The 24,385-nt window shown below is 34.9% G+C and carries 23 protein-coding genes; 12 read left to right on the top strand and 11 right to left on the bottom strand.

Translation table 11 applies throughout. The features are described 5' to 3' along the window. The 7 genes from K8B81_RS13170 to K8B81_RS13140 all read left to right on the top strand — a co-directional run. Positions 1 to 200, top strand: a 200-nt coding sequence (locus K8B81_RS13170) for a hypothetical protein (RefSeq protein WP_223682053.1), incomplete at its 5' end; no start/stop codon positions are given. Positions 201 to 361: 161 nt separating this feature from the next. After that, positions 362 to 2,308 carry a threonine--tRNA ligase gene (gene thrS / locus K8B81_RS13165; RefSeq protein WP_223682052.1) on the top strand — a complete coding sequence of 649 codons (1,947 nt, stop codon included), beginning with the start codon at positions 362 to 364 and terminating at the stop codon, positions 2,306 to 2,308. A 22-nt stretch (positions 2,309 to 2,330) separates the two neighbouring features. Next, positions 2,331 to 2,882, top strand: coding sequence for a translation initiation factor IF-3 (gene infC, locus K8B81_RS13160; RefSeq protein WP_078226030.1), 552 nt, complete (start codon positions 2,331 to 2,333; stop codon positions 2,880 to 2,882). A 97-nt stretch (positions 2,883 to 2,979) separates the two neighbouring features. After that, on the top strand, positions 2,980 to 3,177 hold the full coding sequence (gene rpmI, locus K8B81_RS13155; protein WP_026727505.1) for a 50S ribosomal protein L35: 198 nt from the start codon (positions 2,980 to 2,982) through the stop codon (positions 3,175 to 3,177). Between the two features lie 101 nt (positions 3,178 to 3,278). Continuing rightward, a complete protein-coding gene (gene rplT, locus K8B81_RS13150) occupies positions 3,279 to 3,623 on the top strand; it encodes a 50S ribosomal protein L20 (protein ID WP_007810721.1) in 345 nt (114 codons plus the stop codon). Between the two features lie 123 nt (positions 3,624 to 3,746). Next, the gene (locus tag K8B81_RS13145) at positions 3,747 to 4,319 is read left to right on the top strand and encodes a Crp/Fnr family transcriptional regulator (RefSeq protein ID WP_223682051.1); all 573 of its coding nucleotides are present in this window, start codon (positions 3,747 to 3,749) and stop codon (positions 4,317 to 4,319) included. A gap of 78 nt (positions 4,320 to 4,397) precedes the next feature. Further along, positions 4,398 to 4,832 (top strand): carboxymuconolactone decarboxylase family protein, encoded by a 435-nt coding sequence (locus K8B81_RS13140; RefSeq protein ID WP_223682050.1) that lies wholly within the window; start codon positions 4,398 to 4,400, stop codon positions 4,830 to 4,832. 84 nt (positions 4,833 to 4,916) lie between these two features. Here K8B81_RS13140 and K8B81_RS13135 read toward each other — a convergent pair whose 3' ends face one another. The 6 genes from K8B81_RS13135 to K8B81_RS13110 all read right to left on the bottom strand — a co-directional run bounded on the left by K8B81_RS13135 (position 4,917) and on the right by K8B81_RS13110 (position 9,996). After that, positions 4,917 to 6,176: an asparagine synthetase B gene (locus tag K8B81_RS13135; protein ID WP_223682049.1), complete on the bottom strand. Its 1,260-nt coding sequence runs from the start codon at positions 6,174 to 6,176 to the stop codon at positions 4,917 to 4,919. A 310-nt stretch (positions 6,177 to 6,486) separates the two neighbouring features. Continuing rightward, complete coding sequence (locus tag K8B81_RS13130; RefSeq protein ID WP_223682048.1) at positions 6,487 to 7,155, bottom strand: response regulator transcription factor; 669 nt, start codon at positions 7,153 to 7,155, stop codon at positions 6,487 to 6,489. A gap of 106 nt (positions 7,156 to 7,261) precedes the next feature. Then, on the bottom strand, positions 7,262 to 8,053 hold the full coding sequence (locus tag K8B81_RS13125; protein WP_223682047.1) for a sensor histidine kinase: 792 nt from the start codon (positions 8,051 to 8,053) through the stop codon (positions 7,262 to 7,264). A gap of 148 nt (positions 8,054 to 8,201) precedes the next feature. After that, the gene (locus tag K8B81_RS13120) at positions 8,202 to 8,960 is read right to left on the bottom strand and encodes a hypothetical protein (RefSeq protein WP_223682046.1); all 759 of its coding nucleotides are present in this window, start codon (positions 8,958 to 8,960) and stop codon (positions 8,202 to 8,204) included. A gap of 35 nt (positions 8,961 to 8,995) precedes the next feature. Continuing rightward, positions 8,996 to 9,625: a hypothetical protein gene (locus tag K8B81_RS13115; protein WP_223682045.1), complete on the bottom strand. Its 630-nt coding sequence runs from the start codon at positions 9,623 to 9,625 to the stop codon at positions 8,996 to 8,998. 20 nt (positions 9,626 to 9,645) lie between these two features. After that, on the bottom strand, positions 9,646 to 9,996 hold the full coding sequence (locus K8B81_RS13110; RefSeq protein WP_223682044.1) for a hypothetical protein: 351 nt from the start codon (positions 9,994 to 9,996) through the stop codon (positions 9,646 to 9,648). Positions 9,997 to 10,460: 464 nt separating this feature from the next. Between K8B81_RS13110 and K8B81_RS13105 the strand changes: the two genes are divergently transcribed. From K8B81_RS13105 to K8B81_RS13085, 5 genes are read left to right on the top strand one after another with little or no spacing between them, the layout of a single operon-like run. After that, a complete protein-coding gene (locus K8B81_RS13105) occupies positions 10,461 to 11,015 on the top strand; it encodes a phage tail protein (protein WP_223682043.1) in 555 nt (184 codons plus the stop codon). Between the two features lie 27 nt (positions 11,016 to 11,042). After that, a complete protein-coding gene (locus tag K8B81_RS13100; protein ID WP_223682042.1) occupies positions 11,043 to 11,597 on the top strand; it encodes a phage tail protein in 555 nt (184 codons plus the stop codon). A gap of 60 nt (positions 11,598 to 11,657) precedes the next feature. Further along, on the top strand, positions 11,658 to 12,809 hold the full coding sequence (locus tag K8B81_RS13095) for an ABC transporter substrate-binding protein (protein ID WP_223682041.1): 1,152 nt from the start codon (positions 11,658 to 11,660) through the stop codon (positions 12,807 to 12,809). 2 nt (positions 12,810 to 12,811) lie between these two features. Beyond that, positions 12,812 to 13,744, top strand: coding sequence for a methionyl-tRNA formyltransferase (locus K8B81_RS13090; protein WP_223682040.1), 933 nt, complete (start codon positions 12,812 to 12,814; stop codon positions 13,742 to 13,744). Between the two features lie 11 nt (positions 13,745 to 13,755). Next, on the top strand, positions 13,756 to 18,219 hold the full coding sequence (locus tag K8B81_RS13085) for a T9SS type A sorting domain-containing protein (protein WP_223682039.1): 4,464 nt from the start codon (positions 13,756 to 13,758) through the stop codon (positions 18,217 to 18,219). Positions 18,220 to 18,311: 92 nt separating this feature from the next. Here the strand turns inward: K8B81_RS13085 and dnaB are convergent, their stop codons facing one another. From dnaB to tgt, 5 genes are all read right to left on the bottom strand, one after another. Beyond that, positions 18,312 to 19,856 (bottom strand): replicative DNA helicase, encoded by a 1,545-nt coding sequence (dnaB, locus tag K8B81_RS13080; protein ID WP_223682038.1) that lies wholly within the window; start codon positions 19,854 to 19,856, stop codon positions 18,312 to 18,314. A gap of 140 nt (positions 19,857 to 19,996) precedes the next feature. Next, positions 19,997 to 20,950 carry an acetyl-CoA carboxylase carboxyltransferase subunit alpha gene (locus tag K8B81_RS13075; RefSeq protein WP_223682037.1) on the bottom strand — a complete coding sequence of 318 codons (954 nt, stop codon included), beginning with the start codon at positions 20,948 to 20,950 and terminating at the stop codon, positions 19,997 to 19,999. Positions 20,951 to 21,061: 111 nt separating this feature from the next. Continuing rightward, positions 21,062 to 21,949, bottom strand: coding sequence for a DMT family transporter (locus tag K8B81_RS13070; RefSeq protein WP_223682036.1), 888 nt, complete (start codon positions 21,947 to 21,949; stop codon positions 21,062 to 21,064). Further along, on the bottom strand, positions 21,936 to 23,024 hold the full coding sequence (locus K8B81_RS13065) for an LptF/LptG family permease (RefSeq protein WP_223682035.1): 1,089 nt from the start codon (positions 23,022 to 23,024) through the stop codon (positions 21,936 to 21,938). The genes K8B81_RS13070 and K8B81_RS13065 overlap by 14 nt, the downstream gene beginning before the upstream one ends. A gap of 88 nt (positions 23,025 to 23,112) precedes the next feature. After that, the gene (gene tgt, locus K8B81_RS13060) at positions 23,113 to 24,243 is read right to left on the bottom strand and encodes a tRNA guanosine(34) transglycosylase Tgt (protein WP_223682034.1); all 1,131 of its coding nucleotides are present in this window, start codon (positions 24,241 to 24,243) and stop codon (positions 23,113 to 23,115) included. Positions 24,244 to 24,385: the final 142 nt, after the last annotated feature.

Genomic DNA, 24,385 nt, shown 5'->3' with positions numbered 1-24,385 from the left:
AGACAATATCATTCTTTCTCCTAACAAAATTCCCTAAAACCCTCTTTAGCCCCGATAGAAGAGGAAATCCTTTTGCTTTTTTCTTTAAAAAGCAAAAGATTGAAGCGGATAGCGGGAATAAGCTACTTGATTATTATTCTAGAGACTCAAAGGTTTCGACTCCTCTCAGCCCGACAAACTCTACTTATATATCACAATAGATATATAAAAACAAAACCCAACAGGTCTTAGTTAAAAACACATAATACAATTATATATACTACAGCAAAAACTATACTTACACATAATAAAGTAAACTTGTACATATATATTGTATGTATTTTTGTAATCATGTATATTTGCATTCACAAAATTATAAACAATGATCAAGATTACTTTACCCGATGGGTCAATTAGAGAGTTTGCCTCAGGCGTAACTCCAATGGAGGTCGCTAAAAGCATTAGCGAAGGTTTTGCACGAAATGTGATTTCTGCATCTTTTAATGGTACAACTATTGAAACCGAGACTCCATTAACGACCGACGGTAATCTTATATTATATACCTGGAATGATGCAGAAGGAAAAAAAGCCTTTTGGCACTCCACTTCGCACGTAATGGCTCAAGCTCTTGAGGAATTGTATCCTGGAATTAAATTAACTCTTGGACCAGCAATTGCTAATGGATTCTATTATGATGTGGACTTTGAAGACCAGAAAATTTCTGAAGCTGATTTTAAAAAAATCGAAGACCGTATTCTTGAGATTTCAAGAGGAAAATACGATTTTAAAATGCGTCCGGTAAGTAAAGCGGAAGCTTTGGAAATGTACAAAGACAACGTTTACAAGACTGAATTAATTTCAAATCTTGAAGACGGAACTATTACTTTCTGTGATCACGCAACTTTTACTGATTTATGCCGTGGTGGACATATTCCGAATACTGGAATCATCAAGGCTGTAAAAATAATGAGTGTTGCCGGCGCTTACTGGAGAGGTGATGAGAAAAACAAACAGTTGACTCGTGTTTATGGAACTTCTTTTCCAAAACAAAAAGATCTAACTGAATATCTTGAACTTCTTGAAGAAGCAAAACGTCGTGATCACCGTAAATTAGGAAAAGAACTTGAGTTGTTTGCTTTCTCACAGAAAGTTGGCCAAGGTTTACCTTTATGGCTACCAAAAGGAGCAGCGTTAAGAGATCGTTTGGAGCAATTCTTAAAGAGGGCTCAGAAGAAAGCCGGATACGAACAAGTTGTGACTCCTCATATTGGACAAAAAGAATTATATGTTACTTCTGGTCACTATGCAAAATATGGTGCTGATAGTTTTCAGCCAATTCATACTCCTGCAGAAGGCGAAGAGTTTCTATTGAAACCAATGAACTGTCCTCACCACTGTGAAATTTACAATGTAAGACCATGGTCTTACAAAGATTTACCAAAGCGTTATGCTGAATTTGGCACAGTATATAGATATGAGCAATCTGGGGAACTACATGGTTTAACTCGTGTTAGAGGATTTACTCAGGATGATGCGCATATTTTCTGTACTCCGGAGCAATTAGACGAAGAGTTCAAAAAAGTAATTGACCTTGTATTATATGTATTTGGCTCATTAGGTTTTGAAAACTTTACTGCTCAAATTTCATTGAGAGATCAAGAAGACAGAGAAAAGTATATTGGTACAGATGAAAATTGGGAGAAAGCAGAAAATGCGATCATCAATGCAGCCAGAGACAAAGGCCTTAATACAGTTGTAGAATACGGCGAAGCAGCTTTTTACGGTCCAAAACTTGATTTCATGGTTAAAGATGCATTAGGAAGACAATGGCAATTGGGTACAATTCAGGTAGATTATAACTTACCAGAACGTTTTGAATTAACTTACAAAGGTGCTGACAATGAACTACATCGCCCTGTTATGATTCACCGAGCTCCTTTTGGATCTATGGAACGTTTTATAGCAATTTTACTAGAGCATACAGCAGGAAATTTCCCACTTTGGCTAATGCCTGAGCAAGCTATTATATTGTCTTTGAGTGAGAAATATGAAAATTATGCTAAAAAAGTTTTAGATTTGCTAGAAAATCACGAAATTCGCGCCCTAATTGATAACCGAAACGAGACTATTGGTAAGAAAATTAGAGATGCAGAAATGCAGAAAATACCGTTTATGCTTATTGTTGGTGAAGAAGAAGAGAAAAACGCAACGATTTCTATTCGTCGTCATGGACAAGAAGGAAAAGGAAATATTACAGTTACAATCGAGGAATTTGTCAGAATTGTAAACGAAGAAATAAATAAAACATTAAAAGTTTTTACAGTTTAACTTAAATTATAAAGTCATAGCAATAAGAAGTAACAGAGGTTTTCAACCTCGAGTAGAAAAAAAAGATGCACACAGAATAAATAACAACATTCGTGGGGTGCAAGAAGTGAGACTAGTGGGTGAAAACATCGAACCTGGTGTTTTTAAACTAGCAGAGGCTTTACGTTTAGCAGATCAATTTGAATTGGATTTAGTTGAGATTTCGCCAAACGCAGAACCGCCGGTTTGTAAAATCATGGATTACAAGAAATTTGTTTACGAGCAAAAGAAACGTGATAAGGTTTTAAAAGCTAAGTCGTCTCAGGTTGTCGTAAAAGAAATTAGATTTGGTCCTCAGACTGATGAGCATGATTACGAATTTAAAAGAAAGAATGCTGAAAAGTTCCTTAAAGAAGGTGCAAAATTAAAAGCTTTTGTATTCTTCAAAGGACGTTCGATCATCTATAAAGATCAAGGTCAAATTTTATTATTACGTTTGGCAACTGACCTAGAAGAGCATGGCAAAGTGGAAGCTATGCCTGTTTTAGAAGGAAAGAGAATGATTATGTTCATTGCTCCGAAGAAAAAGAAATAGTCTCGGTTTACAGTTTCAGTATTCAACTTTGAATATGAAACATAAAACTTGAAACAAAAGCATAAGTAAGTAAGAATAAATTAAAACACTAGGAAAAATGCCTAAAATGAAAACAAAATCTAGCGCCAAGAAACGTTTTAAAGTTACTGGTTCTGGAAAGATTAAAAGAAAGCATGCTTTTAAAAGTCACATCTTGACTAAAAAATCTAAAAAACGTAAATTAGCTTTGACACACTCAGCGCTAGTTCACCAAACAGATATGAAAAGCATTAAACAACAATTAAGAATTATCTAATAATTCTTTAGGTTAAAAAATTATTTATATAACCTTGGAGTATGGCTTTTAAGTTCCCTTGATTTAATTCGGGACGCCTGCTACAAAAACACATTAAAATTATGCCAAGATCGGTAAATTCAGTTGCTAAAAGAGCAAGAAGAAAAAAGATAATGAAGCAAGCCAAAGGTTTCTTTGGAAGACGTAAAAACGTTTGGACAGTTGCTAAGAATGCAGTAGAGAAAGCAATGTGCTACGCTTACCGCGATAGAAAACAAAATAAAAGAAATTTCCGTGCTTTATGGATTCAACGTATCAACGCTGGAGCCAGATTAGAAGGAATGTCTTATTCTCAATTCATGGGTAAAGTTAAAGCTAATGGAATCGAATTGAACCGTAAAGTTCTTGCAGATTTAGCTATGAACCACCCAGAAGCTTTCAAAGCGATTCTTAATAAAGTAAAATAAACGTTTTATAAACTCAATTTAAGATTACTTACTTATCATAAAAAACCCAATCATTCGATTGGGTTTTTGTTTTTATAACAAATCTGATTTATCTTTGGGCAATATTACTCCGTAATAAATTATATGTTTACAGCCCTTCTAAACCATATAGAGAAATTCGTAATATTAAATTCTGATGAAATTGATATTCTGGAATCGAGCCTCATCCTTTCAAAAGTAAAAAAGAAAGAACACTTATTACAAGAAGGCCAAATCTGCAGTACTATGTATTTCGTCACAAAAGGCTGCATGCGCCAATATATTATCAATCCTAAAGGAACGGAACAAACCCTGCAATTTGCAATTGAAAACTGGTGGATAACTGATTATTTAAGTTATCATAATAATAGTCCTTCACATTTCTATATACAAACTGTTGAGAACTGCGAAATTATAGCATTAGAAAAAAATATATTAGAATCCCTTATAATTCAAATTCCCAAACTGGAAAGATACTTCAGAATTGTTTCCCAAAAATCTTTTGGCGCCGCACAAATGCGCATTAAATTTCTATTTACTATGTCGGCTGAAGAGAGATACAATCATTTCAAAAACCAGCAACCAGATTTTGTACAGCGGGTCCCTCAATACATGCTTGCCTCCTATTTAGATTTTTCTGCAGAATTCATGAGTAAAATAAGATCCGGCAAAATCTGACCTGAATTTCTTGAAGCAGTTCAAGTTTTTTAAAGTATACATCACTGACCTTTGTAATGAACTTTAAAACATATAAAAATGAATTCAAGAATAGTTATTCCGCAAGTTGCCCCAGAGGCCTATCAAGCCTTAATGAATTTAGAAAAATACATTTCTACAACTTCACTAACTTCAACTTATAAAGAGCTAATTAAAATTCGTGCTTCACAAATAAACGGATGTGCTTTTTGCATCAATATGCATACAGCGGATGCCCGAAAATTAGGCGAAACCGAACAGCGCATTTACCTTACCAGTGCTTGGCGAGAAGCTGATGTTTTTACAGAAGAAGAAAAAGCAATTTTAGCTTTAACAGAGCAAGTAACATTAATTAGTAATCATGTTTCTGATGAAGTTTATCAAAATGCTGCCCGTCTATTTGATGAAAAATATCTGGCTGAAATTATCCTTACCATTATCACGATAAACTCATGGAATAGATTCGCAATTACAACGGGATTAAGAGCAGTTTAATTCTCAATTAAAACCAACAAAAAAGGCTTTTTCAAATTTATGAAAAAGCCTTTATATTTTCTTAACTCCATATTCAGAGGATGATTACGTTTTTAATTTTTTCTTTTTTGCAGCCGGAAATAAAACGTTATTTAAAATCAATCGATAGCCCGGAGAATTTGGATGCAAATCCAAAACTGTTGGTGGATCACCTACCTGATGTTGATAATCTTCGGGATCATGTCCGCCAAAAAAAGTAAACATCCCTTTACCTTTTTCTCCATGAATATAGCGTGCTTCGCCATTAAGTTCACATGTCCCCATAATTAAAACATTAGATTTTATCAATGCTGAATCAAATGAAGTCGTCTGTCCCATGAATCCTTTTACCAATTGTGTATGATTTTGACACAGCATGCTTGGTATGGGATCCCATTTTGCAGAGTATTCCATTAAAGTAAAATAATCTTTATCAGGTGTGATTCTACGTTTTGTGGTCATATCAATATCTGAGAACTCGTATTGTTCCGGTCTTCTTTCGAGTGTAAAATCTTTAAAGGCAAAAGAATTTCCATAGTTCAGTTTTGACTGATAATTTGGTTCACTTGCATCTCCGTCAAACATTGCTTCACAAATATCAACTCCATCTGCTGTCAAAGAAATATCAAAACTATCCGTTGCAGAACACATAGCAAACATAAAACCTCCTCCAATAACAAAATCCCTTATTTTTTTAGCAACAGCTCCTTTTTCCTGTGAAACTTTAGAATAGCCGAGCTTGGCGGCCAATGCTTCTGAATCCTTTTTTTGTTCAATATACCAGGGTGTATTTTTGTATGCAGCATAAAATTTACCATATTGTCCGGTAAAATCCTCATGATGTAAATGCAGCCAGTCATAAAGTAACAACTGATCACTTAAAACCTCTTCATCATAAATTGGTGTAAAAGGAATTTCGGCATATGTCAAAACCAGAGTTACAGCATCATCCCAGGGTTGTTTTCCTTTTGGTGTATAAACAGCAATTTTAGGAGCCTTTTCTAAAATGACTGATTCCATGTTTTGCGAAGGACTTGAAATTTCGTCTAAGATCGCAGCTTGTTCACTATCTGAAAGAACCTCAAAACTTACGCCGCGAATTTTACATTCTTTACGAATTTCGTCAGCATCTGGCAATAAAAATGACCCTCCCCGATAATTTAAAAGCCAGCTGGCTTTATAGTCCTTATTCAGACACCAATAGGTTATTCCATACGCCTTAAGATGATTTTGCTGCGTAGTTTCGTCCATAGGGAGAAGTATAAAAGATGCTTTTGCCGATATAGACATTAATAACACTACTATATATATTAAGCTTTGTTTCATTTCGATAAACTATTTTCTGTAAAGGTATAAAGGAAGTATTAAAAACTATATTAGAAATACTATTTATCGCTATAAATCATCGTTTTTTTTGGACTAAACAAGTAAAAACAGGTATAAATACTTACAATCAGAAAAGATATTCTGATTAAATTTGACATTCAATAATAAAATTTTTGAGATACAATGAAAATCAATGAAAGTGATAAGGAATCAAAACAATTAAATATGCTACAAAAAATAGCTCTTTGTATAATAGCAATAACTATTATAACGTATTACGTACTGTCTATTCAGTTTTTAACCAGTTAACTTAAAGAGTTAAAACTGCGATTTCATTTTGAATAGCATATACAACCAATCCGGCAATATTTCTAGACTCAGTTTTAAGCAATAAATTATTTCTGTGTCCTTCAACCGTTCTTGGACTCAAGAAGAGTTCTTCGGCGATTTCAGCCGTGGTTTTTTGATTGCAAATAAGTTGAAGTATTTCGATCTCTCTTGGTGATAAAAAACCAGACTCTAAATTGACTCTAGAATTTTTTGAAGGATGCATAGTATCCTGTATTGTCTTTAAAATTTTCTCATTATAAAAAAATCCTTTTTTTGCAACTTCATTAATTGTGTTTATTAAATCTGTGGGAGTTGTATTTTTTACTAAATAAGCAACGGCCCCCACCTGAATCATATTTATCACGAATGATTTAGTGTCATAACTAGTTAATGCAATAATTTTAATATCAGGGAAAAATTTTCTAATAACTTTAGTAGCTTCAACACCATTTAAAACAGGCATTTTCAGATCCATAATAATAATGTCCGGTTTAGTCTCACTATTATTCAAATTTGAAATCAATTCTTCTCCATTTGAAGCTTCAAAAAGAACTTCAATATTGTCTTCTCTTTGGAGTAGGAAAGAAATTCCTTTACGAAATAAGATTTCATCATCAACTAAAACTATTTTGATAGTAAAATTATTCATTTTTCCTGAGTTTAAATCTTCTTAGAATTTCGAAATTACAAATTATATCACATAAGAAACCAATCAGTAAACATTAATAGTAATTTAAGCAAAGCAACTAATTAAGTTAAAATGTAAAAAAAACTTCAATCCCCTTATTGATTTCAGATTTTATATCAATGCTTCCATTTAAGAAAGATATCCTGCTATCTATATTCTTCATTCCTAATCCTTTCTGATTTTCAGAATTTTTAGAATCAAAACCTATACCGTTGTCTTTATAAAAACAGCTATTGCTACCATTAACTTTATCTAAATGTATAGAGATTTCTGAAGCTTTTCCATGTCGCAAAGAATTATTCATCAACTCCTGTAAAATCCTAAAAACGTGTAAATGTTTATCTTTTTCATTTTCATTAAATTCAATTTTATTTTGATAAAATACTTTAACAGATTTACTACTCTCAAATTCTTCACATAGTTCTTCAATTCCGGCATGAAGTCCGAATTTATCAAAAACAGGAGGCAATAAATTATGGGCAATTTTTCTTGAATTATCTAATGCTTTTGCCGTAATATTGATAATATTATCGGTAATTTCTTTTATTTCTGTTTGTTTTAGATTGGGAGAGGCAAGTAAATAACTATTCAATGAAACTACATTTAATTTTGAGCTTATGTCATCGTGCAAATCCTGAGCTATTCTTTTCCTTTCTTCCTCCTGTGTAATAATAACAGCATGCAATTGTTCTTTTTGATGTGCTAATACTAAATCTCTTTTTTCCAGTTCTTTTTGAATAATCTTTTTTCTGGAAAAATAGAAAAAGACAATCAAAGCAACTGCTACAATCATAAAAAAAAGTGAGATGTACAAAATAATTGCGACAACTTCTTTTTCAGGAATGGAATTTACATTCATATAAATCGTGGTATTTTTTATTATCGAATATAATCGTATTCAAATATATTGATTTATTTTATCAATGAAGTGCCATCCTGTTAATTGTAAACAAAAGTCTCCGTCAGGAAAATTGACAGAGACTTTTTGTACTTTTCTTATTTAAATACTATTGTATTGGATCTTCTTCTTCAATACAAGGTGGACATGGGCGCGTACCATCGTATATGTCTTCAGTTTCTTCAGATGTGACTGAGGCCTTTTTCAAATGATTACTTTTATCAAGCCCAATCAAAATAATAGTGGCTTTTCCTTTAGCATTAATCCCAAAAAATGCACCTAAATTTACATTGCCCTGATACAGCATGGCTTTTACAACTTCGGCTTCTAAACTAAAGTAACGAAAACGGTTACCCTCATATGAAGTTACTTCGTCCAGTTCAGAAATATTGCTGAGTTTCTTTTGCCATTCATTAATCCAGAGGGATGCGTCAACTGGTGACAATAAATGTGAATTTAATAATTTTGTTCTTTTTTTAGTTCTGTTTACAGATAATGCATTGAGATTCTTTAATTCATTTCTAAAAATGGATTCTTTTAATATTGCAGACTTAACCATTCCTAACTCAACACCAGATTCATCAACTCCCGCTACTTGCATTTGTATTTTATTGTCAATAAATCCTAATTTGAAATGCACCTCAGTTATATTTGATTTTTCCAATAATGGCTTCATTTCACTAATAGGAAATAGATACCCTGCCACCTCTTTTTGCGAACTTGCAAATTTAGTATCCAGCTTAGCTGATAACCAATCCTCATTTTGTAAAACTGATGCCGAAGCAGTATCCTCCTGATTATTTTCTCTTTGACAAGACAATGCAAAAACAATCAATACATAAAAACCGATTTTTTTTATTTTCTTCATAACTAAAAAAATTTAATTAATAAATACTACTTAAGTTAAATAAAATATTTTTTGGAAAAACTTATTTTCCATTCATATAAAATAAATAATTGGTAAATCAGAAATAAAAAAGCATTTAATTTCCATGAAAGATATTTTAGGTCTTTACTAAGGCTTAGAGTCAAATTTCCTACTAAATATAAAATTGTAGAGCCTAACATAAAAAATATTACAGCTATAGTAATGTAATAGTAAGATTTATGCTCAGTAAGCATATTATAAAAATGTAATAATGCAAATGCCAGAATTAACAAAGAAGCAATAGTTATTGCAAACAAGTTAAATTTTAAAAATTGCCTGTAATCAATAAAAAACTGAATGCTCAAAATGAATAAAGCACAAAATAAACTACGCTTTACTATTCGTTTTTGAGATTGTAATTTTACAATGGATGCATAAAATAAACTTAACAAAATCATCTGCCCGATAACAAATATATTGATTACAAACAAATTATCAAATCTAAAATGGTACATAAATTCCATCGTTATCTGCATTACAAAAGAAAAAAGCAAATAACACATAAAAAAAATATTAGATTTTTCCTTACGGAAAAAGCTATAAGTATATAAAATCAGATTAATTAATAATAATAAATAACCTGAATATATTAAAAAATCTATCATTAATATTGAATTCTGTATTTTTAAAAAGGAGGCGAAGGGCGTGTTCCATCATAAACAACCTCTTCAACTGATTTAGCACTACCCTGGTTTCCAGGAGGTCCATAAACATCTATATATTTACCGGTTTCTTTATCCAAATTTGCCCCAACAAAAAGCAATGTTTTTTCATTTTGATCATTAATACCTATGTAAGCACGAACAGCATCAGTATTAAGCTGCAATACAATTTCTAAACTTTCCCTCGGTATCAAATAAGATTTTATCTTGCTGTTACTATCTTCAAGTGTAGTATCATTCTCGTATCTCTTTTCCCATTCTTTCGCAACTGCTAATGGAATCTGAATTGGTCCCGGAAATTTTTCTTCTGCCATAATTGATTTGTTTTGGTTAAGAGTTACTAATTATTAGCTAAGCTAATGAATTATTTTAAAAAATTAAACATTTAAAAATAAAAAACCAACATCTAAACAGTAAAAAAACCACTGTATAACAAATACTTACACCTAAAAAACATAAAAAACAGGTATAAACACGTATCTCTGTTTTTTCATTATAATTTAAATTTGTTAAGAAACCATTTATAAAAATAAATTAACAGAGTCCATTAGAGATCTATAGACTTACATTATTAAAGAATAAAAAAAATGTAAGAAGGCACAAAAGCATCTTTCGTAACATAAAAAGTAGCTTTCATGACATTTAATTATAAAAAAAATCTCTAACAAAATATTTTTGATAGTTGGAAGACTTAATTCCATCAATGGTTTACATCAAAAGGTCAAGATAAAAAGGACAAAATAGATGTAATTTATTTTTAACTATATAACAAAAAACTATGTCAACAGAACCATTTATCGGAGAAATTAAAATTTTTGGATTTGATTTTGCACCTCGAGGTTATATGAGCTGCAGCGGTCAACTCTTATCAATTGCACAAAATACTGCCCTATTTTCTTTACTGGGAACTATGTACGGAGGAAATGGACAAGTAACATTCGGACTTCCTAATTTACAAGGCAGAATGCCCATTGGACAAGGCCAAGGCGCTGGATTACCTGCGTATGCTATGGGACAACTTGCAGGTTCTCCAAATGTTACATTATTAACATCTAACATTCCTGTTCATACCCATCCGGCTACAGGGCTGACAGTGAATATTCCAATTTCTACAGGCGGACCTGATATTGCTTCACCAGAAGGAGCATATCTTGCCGATACAGGTGTAGAAATATTTTCAAGTGTAGCTACTGCAAATAAAAATTATGGAGCCTCTACTGTTGCAGGAAATACAGGAATAACAGGAGGATCGACTCCATTTAGTATAATGAATCCTTATTTGGTTATCAATTATTCAATTGCGACTCAAGGCATTTTTCCAAGTAGAAATTAATAAAATCTAACTTAAAAAAATTAAATTATGTCTACAGAACCATTTATAGGAGAAATCAAATTACTCGGATTTAATTTTGCACCGTTAGGTTATCTAACGTGTCAGGGACAAGTAATTAGTATTGCCCAAAACACAGCATTATTTGCACTTCTCGGAACTAATTACGGTGGAAACGGGCAATCGACATTTGCTTTACCAGATCTACAGGGAAGAGTTCCTATTGGGCAAGGGCAAGGGGCTGGACTTCCTTTTTATAGTATAGGAGAAAAGGCAGGGCTTACAAGTGTTACTCTATCAACACAAAACTTGCCAGCTCACATTCACTCAGGTATTGGAATTTCAATAAATATTCCTGTTTCAACGGGTGGTCCTGATATTGCTTCACCAGAAAATGCATTTCTTTCTGACAGGGGTGTGGAAGTTTATTCGTCTGTAGCAACGGCTGGTAAAAATTATGGAGCTCCTACAGTTTCAGGAAATACTGGACCTACCGGATCATCGATTCCATTTAGTGTAATGAATCCTTATGTCACGATTAATTATTCAATTGCAACAGAAGGAATATTTCCAAGTAGAAATTAATTCAAATATTAAAGGAAATTTTCATATTGAAAATTTCCTTTTTTGTTATTCAATAAAAATATGCAAACAATAGGAATTTTATTAGCCCGATCAACATACTATCAAAGCATTAGCTTCGACCTTTATGAAGGACTACGCTCCGGATTAAAACATTTAGGAAGAAAAGACATTCAAATCGTTACCGAAAACATAGGCTTTGGAGCTGACAAACAACAATGCTACAGGAGCGCAGAAAAACTTTTATTGGAAGAAAATGTTTCTTTAGTAATTGCTTACATAGGGCATCGCATGGCACAATTACTTCGTCCACTTTTTCTTGCTGCCAATAAAATGTTAATCGTTTTAGATGCCGGAGCCAATTTACCTCACGAATGGCCAACCTGTCCAAATATATTTTATCATTCTTTACATAATAGCTTAGGAGCCTCAATTGCAGCGAAACAAGCTGTAACTGATGGATATACATCAGCCGGAATGGTAACCGGTTATTATGATGGTGGATATCTGCACACCTATAGTATATCTAAAGGATTTGAAGAAAATGGAGGAAAAATTTCTTTTAATCACGCTACAGGATATAAAACAGAAGATTTTACAATTGCCCCTTTAAAAGACCATTTAGAGAAATTTCCTAATAGTGCTTTATTGAGCTTGTTTAGCGGTGATTTTGTTCATTGGTATTTTGAAGGCATTAAAAACTCATTTGAAGGAGAAAATATTCCGGTTTATCTACCTCCTTTTGGATTTGAAGAAATGATGCTGGCTGATGCAGCATATCCTGGTAATAATATAAAAGGAATTGCAGCCTGGTCAAAAAAAATAGAATCTGATGAAAATAAAATATTTATGGAAAGCATGACAACTGCAGGCAGAATTCCTAACCTGTTTTCATTATTAAGCTGGGAAAGTTCTTTTATAGCTTTAAAAGTTATAGAATTAATTGACCAGTGCAAAAACAATATGTCACAAATAGCTTCAGGCTTACAATCATTTAAATTTCAAAGCCCAAGAGGTGAGATTTATTTTGATTCAAAAACAAATACGTCAATTGCGCCTTTATATCATGCAATTGTGATTTCAACAAATGAAGGTAAATGTGATTTACAATTAGAACACATGGCCAATGATGTACAAGCCCACTTTGAAAGCCTAACCACACATGAATTAAACAATTCAGCATCGGCATGGTATAACAGCTACACTTGTATTTAATTATGGAAGACAAAATAAAAATAATCATATTATGTGGTGGAAAATTTGCTTTTCCTTCATTGCAGTTACTGGCATATGAAAAATTTATATGCGGAATTGGTATCGGCAAAGGCAGTAATATGATTATAGATGCTTTGGAAAGAGAATCAGAAGAAAGTAACATAAGTTTTAAATCTTTTCCAGATAAAAAAAGTATTCACGAAATGAGAACCTGGATTGATACAGTCCAGCCTGATTATATATTTTGTATTTCTTTTCCATTTCTCCTTCCGAAAACTATTCTGTCCTACGGACATGAAAAATTCATCAATTTTCATCCTGGACCATTACCTCAATATCGTGGTGTAATGCCCATTTTTGAGGTTTTAAAAAATCAGGAAACAGAAACTGCTATCTGTGCACATTTTATGAATTCAAAATTTGATGAAGGAAATATAATTTTTAACGACCCTATAGCTATTGAAGAAGCAGACACTTATGGAAAATTAACTATCAGATTAAGTGAGCGTCTGGCTCAGGTAACTTTAAATATGGCAAACATGTTGCAATTTGCCAGTAGTATTCCTAATCAACCGCAAGATGAAACTTTGGCTTATTATTACGAGAAGCCAGAACTTTCTGATACTTATATTAATTGGAAACAGATGTCAGCAGACGAGATTATTGCACTCATTAATGCATGCAATCCCTGGAATACAGGTGCAGATGCCACATTATTAGGAGAGCAGGTTAAAATAATTATGGCTTCTATATTAGATGAATCTCATAATAATCTACCCGGAACAATAGTAACAATAACTGATACCATAAATATAGCATGTGAAGACAACAAACAAATTGCAATTACCATGCTTAGTACTGATGAAGGCATTATGACAGCCAATCAATTTTCATTATCTAAAAACCTGGCATTAAAAAAATTATTAACAAATTAAATAATGTAATCATGAAAAAAAACTTTACTTTAATTTTTTCAATGTTACTTTTCCTTTCGTGGATAAGGGGAAGTGCACAAACACAGTTTTGGAGCGACAATTTTGAAGGAGCACCTACCAGCGGACTTAGAGTTCCTGAAGAAAATGGAGGAACTACTTCCCCTAGCGCTAGTTATTTCAAGTTAACCGATGGTTCTACAATACAGCAAATTGTTCCTTTTACCGGAAAACAAGGAACATACTTTTGGGCTGGAGAAGATCATAATGCTGCGGGCACTGGTTTTATTACAAGTGGTGCACAAGGAGCAGCTACAAATAGCCCTAATAATGAACTCCAAATCGAATGGACAGGAATTCCAATCACCGGAAGAACGGGATTAAGTTTCAAGGGTTTAATTGCTGCTGCAAGTACCAATGAACCTTGGGATAACACAAATGCCTGTGCCAGTGGAGTTGGAACAACCAATACAGATTACATTATTGTTGAATACAGTATTGATGGAGGTGCATATAACAGCTTAATCCGTTTTTTTAACAGAGGTAGTGCCGCAAACGGGGTAGATAAATATTTATTCGAAGATACCGATGGCAATGGTTGTGGAGATGGTACACAATTGACGAACGTTTTTGGCGAATTTAGCAAAACTATTGCCGGTACAGGAAATCTTTTAAGCTTAAGAATTCGCGTATTTTCTGAAGGAAACAACGAAGAATGGGGAATAGATGATTTTAGATTATTTGAGGCACCTACAGTCGTACTGCCAACAGTTACTACAACTGCAGCGATTGGAATAGGGGCTTTAAAAGCTACATTGGGAGGAAATGTTACTGCTGATGGAGGTGATACTGTGACAGAAAGAGGAATTGTTTGGGCAACAACGAGCAATCCTACTACTTCAAATAACAAAATTACAAACGGAACTGGAATAGGAATTTTTAGTGCAGTTATTCCTTCATTACCGGCAGGGACACTTGTACACTTTAGAGCATATGCCATTAATTCAGCAGGAACAAGTTATGGTTCGGATTTAACATTTACTACGAATGCCGCTTTATCAGCGACTACATCTCAAACAAATATAGCCTGTAATGGAGGGGCTACTGGAGTCGCAAGCGTAACAGCCTCTAGTGGAGTGGCACCTTATACCTATTCCTGGTCACCTTCAGGAGGAACATCTGCTACAGCAACTGGTCTTATTGCAGGAAACTATACTGTAACAATAACAGATGGCGAATTAACACAAATTACAAAGAACTTTACCATAACACAGCCAACGGCAATCACCACAACAGGTTCACAGACCAATGTGTCATGCAATGGAGGAACTAACGGAACTGCTTCTGTAACCGCTTCAGGTGGTACTGGTACATATACCTATTCTTGGTCACCTTCAGGGGGAACAGCTGCTACGGCAACCGGACTTGCTCCAGGAAACTATACCGTAACCATAACAGATGCTAATGCATGTACTGCAACACGCAACTTTACCATAACACAGCCAACGGCAATCACCACAACAGGTTCACAGACCAATGTGTCATGCAATGGAGGAACTAACGGAACTGCTTCTGTAACCGCTTCAGGAGGTACTGGTACATATACCTATTCATGGTCTCCTTCAGGGGGAACAGCTGCTACGGCAACCGGACTTGCTGCAGGAAACTATACCGTAACAATAACAGATGCTAATGCATGTACTGCAACACGCAACTTTACCATAACACAGCCTACAGCTATTACAGCAACTACTTCACAAACCAATGTATCATGCAACGGAGGAACTAACGGAACTGCTTCTGTAGTTGCTTCAGGGGGTACTGGTACATATACCTATTCCTGGTCTCCTTCAGGAGGAACAGCTGCTACAGCAACCGGACTTGCTCCAGGAAACTATACCGTAACAATAACGGATGCTAATGCATGTACTGCAACACGCAACTTTACCATAACACAACCAACAGCAATCACCACAACAGGTTCACAGACCAATGTGTCATGTAATGGGGGATCGAACGGAACTGCTTCTGTAACTGCTTCAGGTGGAGCTGGTGCATATACCTATTCCTGGTCTCCTTCAGGAGGAACAGCTGCTACAGCAACCGGACTTGCTGCAGGAAACTATACCGTAACAATAACGGATGCTAATGCATGTACTGCAACACGCAACTTTACCATAACACAGCCAACAGCAATCACCACAACAGGTTCACAGACCAATGTATCATGCAACGGAGGAACTAACGGAACTGCTTCTGTAACTGTTTCAGGTGGAGCTGGTGGATATACCTATTCATGGTCTCCTTCAGGAGGAACAGCTGCTACAGCAACCGGACTTGCCCCAGGAAACTATACCGTAACAATCACGGATGCTAATGCATGTACTGCAACACGCAACTTTACCATAACACAGCCTACAGCTATTACAGCAACTACTTCACAAACCAATGTATCATGCAACGGAGGAACTAACGGAACTGCTTCTGTAACTGTTTCAGGTGGAGCTGGTGGATATACCTATTCATGGTCTCCTTCAGGAGGAACAGCTGCTACAGCAACCGGACTTGCTGCAGGAAACTATACCGTAACAATAACGGATGCTAATGCATGTACTGCAACACGCAACTTTACAATAACACAGCCAACAGCAATCACCACAACAGGTTCACAGACCAATGTGTCATGCAATGGAGGATCGAATGGAACTGCTTCTGTAGTTGCTTCAGGGGGTACTGGTGGATATACCTATTCATGGTCTCCTTCAGGAGGAACAGCTGCTACAGCAACCGGACTTGCTCCAGGAAACTATACCGTAACAATAACAGATGCTAATGCATGTACTGCAACACGCAACTTTACCATAACACAGCCTACAGCTATTACAGCAACTACTTCACAAACCAATGTGTCATGCAATGGAGGATCGAACGGAACTGCTTCTGTAACTGTTTCAGGTGGAGCTGGTGGATATACCTATTCATGGGCTCCTTTAGGAGGAACAGCTGCTACGGCAACCGGACTTGCTCCAGGAAACTATACCGTAACAATAACGGATGCTAATGCATGTGCTACTACCCGTAACTTTACAATTACACAGCCTACAGCTATTACAGCAACTACTTCACAAACCAATGTGTCATGCAATGGAGGATCGAACGGAACTGTTTCTGTAGTTGCTTCAGGGGGTACTGGTACATATACCTATTCCTGGTCACCTTCAGGGGGTACAGCTGCTACGGCAACCGGACTTGCCTCAGGAAACTATACCGTAACAATAACAGATGCTAATGCATGTACTGCAACACGCAACTTTACCATTACACAACCAACGGCAATCACTACAACTGGGTCTCAGACCAATGTATCATGCAACGGAGGAACTAACGGAACTGCTTCTGTAACTGCTTCAGGTGGTGCTGGTACATATACCTATTCTTGGTCACCTTCAGGGGGAACAGCTGCTACGGCAACCGGACTTGCTCCAGGAAACTATACCGTAACAATAACAGATGCTAATGCATGTACTGCAACACGCAACTTTACCATAACACAGCCTACAGCTATTACAGCAACTACTTCACAAACCAATGTGTCATGCAATGGAGGAACTAACGGAACTGCTTCTGTAACCGCTTCAGGTGGTGCTGGTACATATACTTATTCCTGGTCACCTTCAGGAGGAACAGCTGCTACGGCAACCGGACTTGCTCCAGGAAACTATACCGTAACTATAACAGATGCTAATGCATGTACGGCAACACGCAACTTTACCATTACACAGCCCACAGCTATTACTGCAACTACTTCACAAACCAATGTGTCATGCAATGGGGGATCGAACGGAACTGCTTCTGTAGTTGCTTCAGGGGGTACTGGTACATATACCTATTCTTGGGCTCCTTCAGGAGGAACAGCTGCTACGGCAACCGGACTTGCCCCAGGAAACTATACCGTAACAATAACAGATGCTAATGCATGTACAACTACCCGTAACTTTACTATTACACAACCGGCAGCTTTAGATTCAACAACTACACTTGTTGGAGCAACTATAACTGCCAATCAGTCAGGTGCAATATACCAATGGATTCAATGTCCTGCTACTATATTAATAGGTGAAAACGGGCAATCATTTACTCCAACAGCTGTTGGTTCTTATGCAGTTGTGGTAACCGTTGGATTATGTAGTGTAATATCAACATGTGTAAATGTAACTACATTAGATAATCCTGATTTTGAAGCAAAATCTAAATTTGTAATATATCCGAATCCAAGCAAGGGAATATTAAATATTGAATCTGATTATGATGCTGATTTAAATATTGTCAATCAATTAGGACAAACAGTAAAAACTGAAAAAGTTTCATCTGAAGTAATTAATACTTTTAATATTGAAAGTCTTGCTGATGGTGTGTATTTTGTTAACGAAAAGCAAGGAAACAAAACAATTACACACAAATTGATTCTGAAAAAATAATTCAAAAAAGGTTTTATAAATTAGTTTAAATTAAGAAAGGGAAAAATCAAATGATTTTTCCCTTTCTTTTTATAATAAATCTGAATTAACTTTTAAAACGGCACATCGCTATCATCATCATCTTCATTCAGATTACTTCCGAAAGCTTCATTTGCAGACGGCAGATTTTTAGTGATATACTGATTATCATCATGATTCATTTTTGATGGCAGATCATCGTAACTTCCTGAAAAATCATCCAGGTTATCAAATTTACCAAGATGTCCTAAAAATTTTAATCGAATGTTTTCAATACCTCCATTACGGTGCTTAGCGATCATAATTTCTGCCTGGCCAGCTGTTGGCGATGCCTCATCATCATCCCATTCATCAATTTTGTAATATTCTGGTCGATATAAAAACGAAACGATATCGGCATCCTGCTCAATAGCTCCAGATTCACGAAGATCTGATAACAGTGGTCGTTTACTGGATCCACGGGTTTCTACAGCACGAGATAGCTGAGAAAGTGCAATTACAGGCACATTAAGTTCCTTTGCTAATGCTTTTAAGTTTCGGGAAATTGTCGAAATTTCCTGCTCACGATTTCCTCCTCCTTTATTATTTCCTCCAGCAGTCATCAACTGCAAATAATCAATAATAATGATTTTAATACCGTGTTGCGAAGCTAAACGACGGCATTTTGCTCTTAAATCAAAAATAGAGAGCGATGGGGTATCATCAATAAACAAAGGCGCTTTTTCTAAGTCTTTTACTTTGGTACTCAACATGGTCCACTCATGAGGTTCCAGTTTTCCAGTACGTAATTTCTCTGATGACAATCCTGTTTCAGATGAAATCAACCTGGTAATCAACTGAACTGATGCCATCTCCAAAGAGAACAAAGCTACCCCGTGTCCGTATTGTATAGCAATATTTCTGGCCATAGAAAGTACAAATGCTGTTTTTCCCATTGCTGGTCTGGCCGCAATGATAATTAAATCACTAGGCTGCCATCCTGAAGTTAGCTTATCTAAATTCGTAAAACCAGTTTCAACACCACTCAATCCCTCTTTTTTAGAAATCTCTTCAATTTTCTTTTTAGCTTGTAAAACTAAACTCTGTGCTGTTTCAGAACTACGTTTGATATTTCCCTGAGTTACTTCATATAGTTTCGATTCGGCCTGGTCTAATAAATCAAAAACGTCTGTAGTTTCATCATACGATGCTTCAATAATTTCAGATGAAATTCTAATTAAACTTCGTTGGATAAACTTCTGAAGAATGATTCGGGAGTGAAATTCGATATGTGCAGAAGAAGCAATTTTTTGAGTCAGCTGAATCAAATAAAAGTCGCCTCCGGCTAACTCTAATTTTCCATTCTTTTTTAACTGGCTGGAAACGGTAAGCAAGTCAATAGGCTGCGTTTCTGTAAAAAGCTGAATAATAGCTTCAAAAATATATTTATGAGCATCTTTATAAAATGCATCAGGCTGTAAAATATCAATTACATCATCTACCCCCTTTTTATCAATCATCATTGCGCCAAGGACAGCCTCCTCTAAATCAAGCGCTTGTGGTGGTAGTTTTCCTTTTTCTAAATTAATTATGGTGGTTTTATCTACCTTTACAGGGTTTATATTTTTGAAATTTTCCATTTAGCGAAATTAGCGAAATTTAAAAAAACATTACTATCTAGTTATAAGTAATATTTGTTTATAAGTAAGTCTTTTTTGTTCATAACCAAAAAAAAATCCGAAACTGTAAGGCTTCGGATTTAATATCATTTAATATGAATTTATTCTTTATACTCGCCCATATTACTGTATTTGTCCATTCTCTGGGCAATTAAATCGGCTGTTGATAAATCTTTCAGTTCATTATATCCTTTGGTAATATATTCTGCTACAGTTTTAAAAGTAGTTTCCCTGTCATAATGTGCCCCACCAAGTGGTTCCGGAATAACATCATCCACTAATTTTTGCTTTTTCATATCAGATGAAGTTAACTTTAAAGCTTCTGCCGCACGCTCTTTATACTCCCAGCTTTTCCATAAAATAGAAGAACACGATTCAGGAGAAATAACAGAATACCAGGTATTCTCTAACATATAAACCCTGTCTCCAACACCTATTCCTAAAGCTCCTCCGGAAGCACCTTCTCCAACAATAATAGTAATAATTGGCACTTTCAAACGAACCATTTCAAAAATATTTCTGGCAATAGCTTCTCCCTGTCCTCTTTCTTCTGCTTCAAGCCCAGGATATGCACCCGGGGTGTCAACCAAAGTTAAAACCGGGATTCCAAATTTCTCTGCCATTTTCATCAAACGCAAAGCTTTACGATATCCCTCGGGATTTGCCATACCAAAATTACGGTACTGACGTGTTTTTGTATTAAAACCTTTTTGCTGGCCCACAATCATAAACGACTGACCGTTTATTTTTCCTAATCCGCCAACCATTGCTTTATCATCTTTAAATCCACGATCTCCGTGAAGTTCTAAGAATGTATCTCCGCAGATTGCTCTGATATAATCTAAAGTATAAGGTCTGTTTGGATGCCTTGACAATTGTACACGCTGCCAGGCGGTAAGATTTTTATATATTTCTTTTTTAGTTTGCTCTAATTTTTTGTTGATTTCCTTACAGGTAGGTGTTACATCAACATCAGATTCTTTTCCAATTATAACACACTTTTCCAGCTGTTCTTCAAGTTCTTTGATTGGAAGCTCAAAATCTAAATATTCCATGGATTTTTGAATTTTGTTTTTAAATCGAACCGCAAATATAAAAATATTATATCATTGGTGTAAATAATTCACACTAAAGTATTATTACGTAATTTATAAATAAGTAAAAGATTACTTTTTTTTCTTGTTTTGAGAATGTTTGAAAACACCATTTAAAATAACCGTAATTACAATGATCAGCGCTCCAATATAAAATTCAGCACTCATCTTTTCTTTTCCGCCAAGTATAAAATAAGCCAGTATAATTCCGTAAACAGGCTCTAAATTAGTAGTTAACATAACGGTATAAGGTGTTAAGCGCTGCATTACTTTTACAGAAGCTGTAAACGCATAAGCCGTACAAACCGAAGCTAAAATGAGCAATAAAGCCCAATTATTTAATGAGATCGTAAAAAAATCTACGCTAAATTTTCCCTGTATTAAAAAATAAAGAGAGATAAAGAAAACGCCAGCACCAAATTCATAAAATGTTATAAGCGAAGGCTCATGATCTGAGATTAATTTACCATTTAGTAAAGTAAATACAACTCCTAATATGATAGATGCCAATGCATAATAAACCCCTGTAAGATATCTTATTTCTACCTGTAGTATCAAAGCTAATCCTGCTATAATGATTAGTCCGAAAAAAACTTCGTACCACAATATTTTTCTTCCGTAGAAAAGCGGCTCTAACAATGAAGCAAAAAAAGCACCTAATGAAAATATGGAAAGCGTAATCGAAACGTTTGAAACGTGAATAGCTTTAAAAAAGAATATCCAATGCAGCGCAATTAACAAGCCTACAAAAACCAACTTAAAAAGTTCCTTTACCGGAACGTGAAAAGATTGTTTTTTATAAATAATAAAAGCACCTAAAAAAATTAAAGCCAACAACATTCTGTACCAAACCAGATTATCGGCATCAATAGTAATCAAAGCCCCAAGAATAGCCGTAAATCCCCATATAAAAACTATTAAATGAAGATTTAAATAGCTTTTTAAATTATCGTTTCGCATTGCGTAGTAAGTAAATTGCCAGAGCCCCGAAAACAATATTCGGAAACCACACAGCTAAAAAAGGTGAGAAAGTTGATTTTTCGGCAAGAGTACCAAAGATTTTATCAAAAAATACGAATGAAAAAGCAATTGCAATTCCTATGGCCAGATTAATTCCCATTCCGCCACGACGCTTCATAGACGATACCGCCACTGCTATAATAGTTAAAATAAAAGCAGAAACAGGCACACTGTATTTCTTATATAATACGACCAAATAAGTATTTATATTTGCCGAACCTCTTTTGCGTTCCTTATCAATAAAATCAATTAAATCGCCAAGAGAAAGCGTTTCTGCGATATAGACAACCGGTGTTAAATCAGCCAGCTCAAACTTAAATTTTACAGGTTTTTCAGGATTTTTCTCGATTACATCGTTGAGTTCTCCGACCGTTCTTTTGGTATAATCATACAAAACATAAGTCTTCTTTTTAGGATCCCAGGTAATTCGGCTGGCAGTAATTTTATAAGTAAGTTTATCTTTTTCAAAATGTTCCAGCGAAAAATTAAAAGCCGTTTTAGTTTCTTCATTAAAACTATTTACAAAAATAAAATCGTTATCATTAATCTGTCTGTAAACATTAGTGTTTTCACCACGCATCAACTGTTTACCATTTCCCTTTAAGTAAGTATACCTAAAATTATTAAAACCTTCACTGGCAGCAGGGACTATAAAAAACCCCATTAAAAGTACAAAAACCGAAACGATAGAAGCACCAATAATGTAAGGCCTTAAAAATCGGGTAAATGAAATCCCTGAACTTAAAATGGCAATAATCTCGGTATTATTTGCAAGCTTAGAAGTAAACCAGATTACTGATAAAAATAAAAATATAGGGAACAGCGAATTCGCAAAATAAACCGTAAAGTTGTAATAGTAAATGGCGATTTGCGTAAACGGAATCTTGTTTTCCAGCATTTTATTCACCTTTTCAGAAACATCAATTACAATTCCGATTGGAATAAATAAAAGAATCATCACTGAAAAAGTGGCTAAATATCTTTTTAAAATATACTTATCTATTATTGTTAACATAGATTTTTTGTTTTTTTGTTTCAGGTTTCAAGTTTCACGTTACTTACAGAGCCTGAAACTTGAAACTAAAAAAACTTGAAACTTTTTCTTAAAGTCTTTGACTCATATTTTTAACCATCATTTCTTTCCATGGTCTGAAATCGCCTGCTAAGATATGTTTTCTGGCTTCACGAACCAGCCACATATAAAAACCAAGATTATGGATCGTAGCAATTTGCTTTCCCAAATATTCATTAGCAGCAAACAGGTGTCGCAAATACGCTTTAGAATATTCTGTATCTACAAAAGTATGTCCCATTTCGTCAATTGGCGAAAAATCAGCTTCCCATTTTTTGTTTTTGATGTTGATTGTTCCGTTTGCTGTAAACAACATTCCGTTTCTTGCGTTACGTGTTGGCATTACACAGTCAAACATATCAATTCCTAACGCAATATTTTCTAATATATTAATAGGAGTTCCAACCCCCATTAAATAGCGGGGTTTATCTTCCGGAAAAATTTCGCAGACCACTTCAGTCATCGCATACATTTCCTCAGCAGGCTCCCCTACAGATAATCCACCAATAGCATTTCCCTGCTGTCCGGAATTCGCAATATATTCAGCCGACTGGCGACGCAAATCTTTATAAGTACTTCCCTGAACAATCGGAAAAAACGTTTGCTCGTAACCATATTTATAAGGCACTTTTTCCAGATGATTAATACAACGATCCAACCATCTATGTGTCATATGCATCGAACGCTGTGCATATCTGTAATCGCAAGGATAAGGCGTACATTCATCAAAAGCCATAATAATATCGGCTCCAATGGTACGCTGAATTTCCATTACATTTTCGGGTGTAAAAAAGTGGTATGAACCGTCAATATGTGACTTGAACTTCACTCCTTCTTCCTTAATTTTTCTATTTGAAGAAAGAGAATATACCTGATATCCTCCAGAATCTGTCAAAATATTACGATCCCAATTCATGAATTTATGCAATCCACCTGCTTTTTCAAGAATTTCTGTTTGCGGACGCAGGTATAAATGATAGGTATTTCCAAGGATTATATCTGGATTAATATCGTCTTTAAGTTCACGCTGATGCACGCCTTTTACCGAAGCCACCGTTCCGACAGGCATAAAAATAGGCGTTTCAATTACACCATGATCTGTAGTAATACTTCCTGCTCTCGCTTTCGATTGCGGATCTTTTTGTAATAAATCAAACTTCATCTGTTTCTTTTTTCAGGGTGCAAAGATAGGTTAATTTCGAGAATTAGATAATTTGACAATTAGAAAATTAGATAATGATTAACAAACCTGGAATTTGGGGAATTAGTCAATTGGACAATTAGAAAATTAGATAATAATTTTA

The sequence above is a fragment of the Flavobacterium hibisci genome, assembly GCF_020026925.1.
In the GTDB taxonomy this organism is placed as follows: domain Bacteria; phylum Bacteroidota; class Bacteroidia; order Flavobacteriales; family Flavobacteriaceae; genus Flavobacterium; species Flavobacterium hibisci.
The sequence above is the reverse complement of the archived record's forward strand: the minus strand, read 5'-3'. Positions and strand labels throughout refer to the sequence as shown.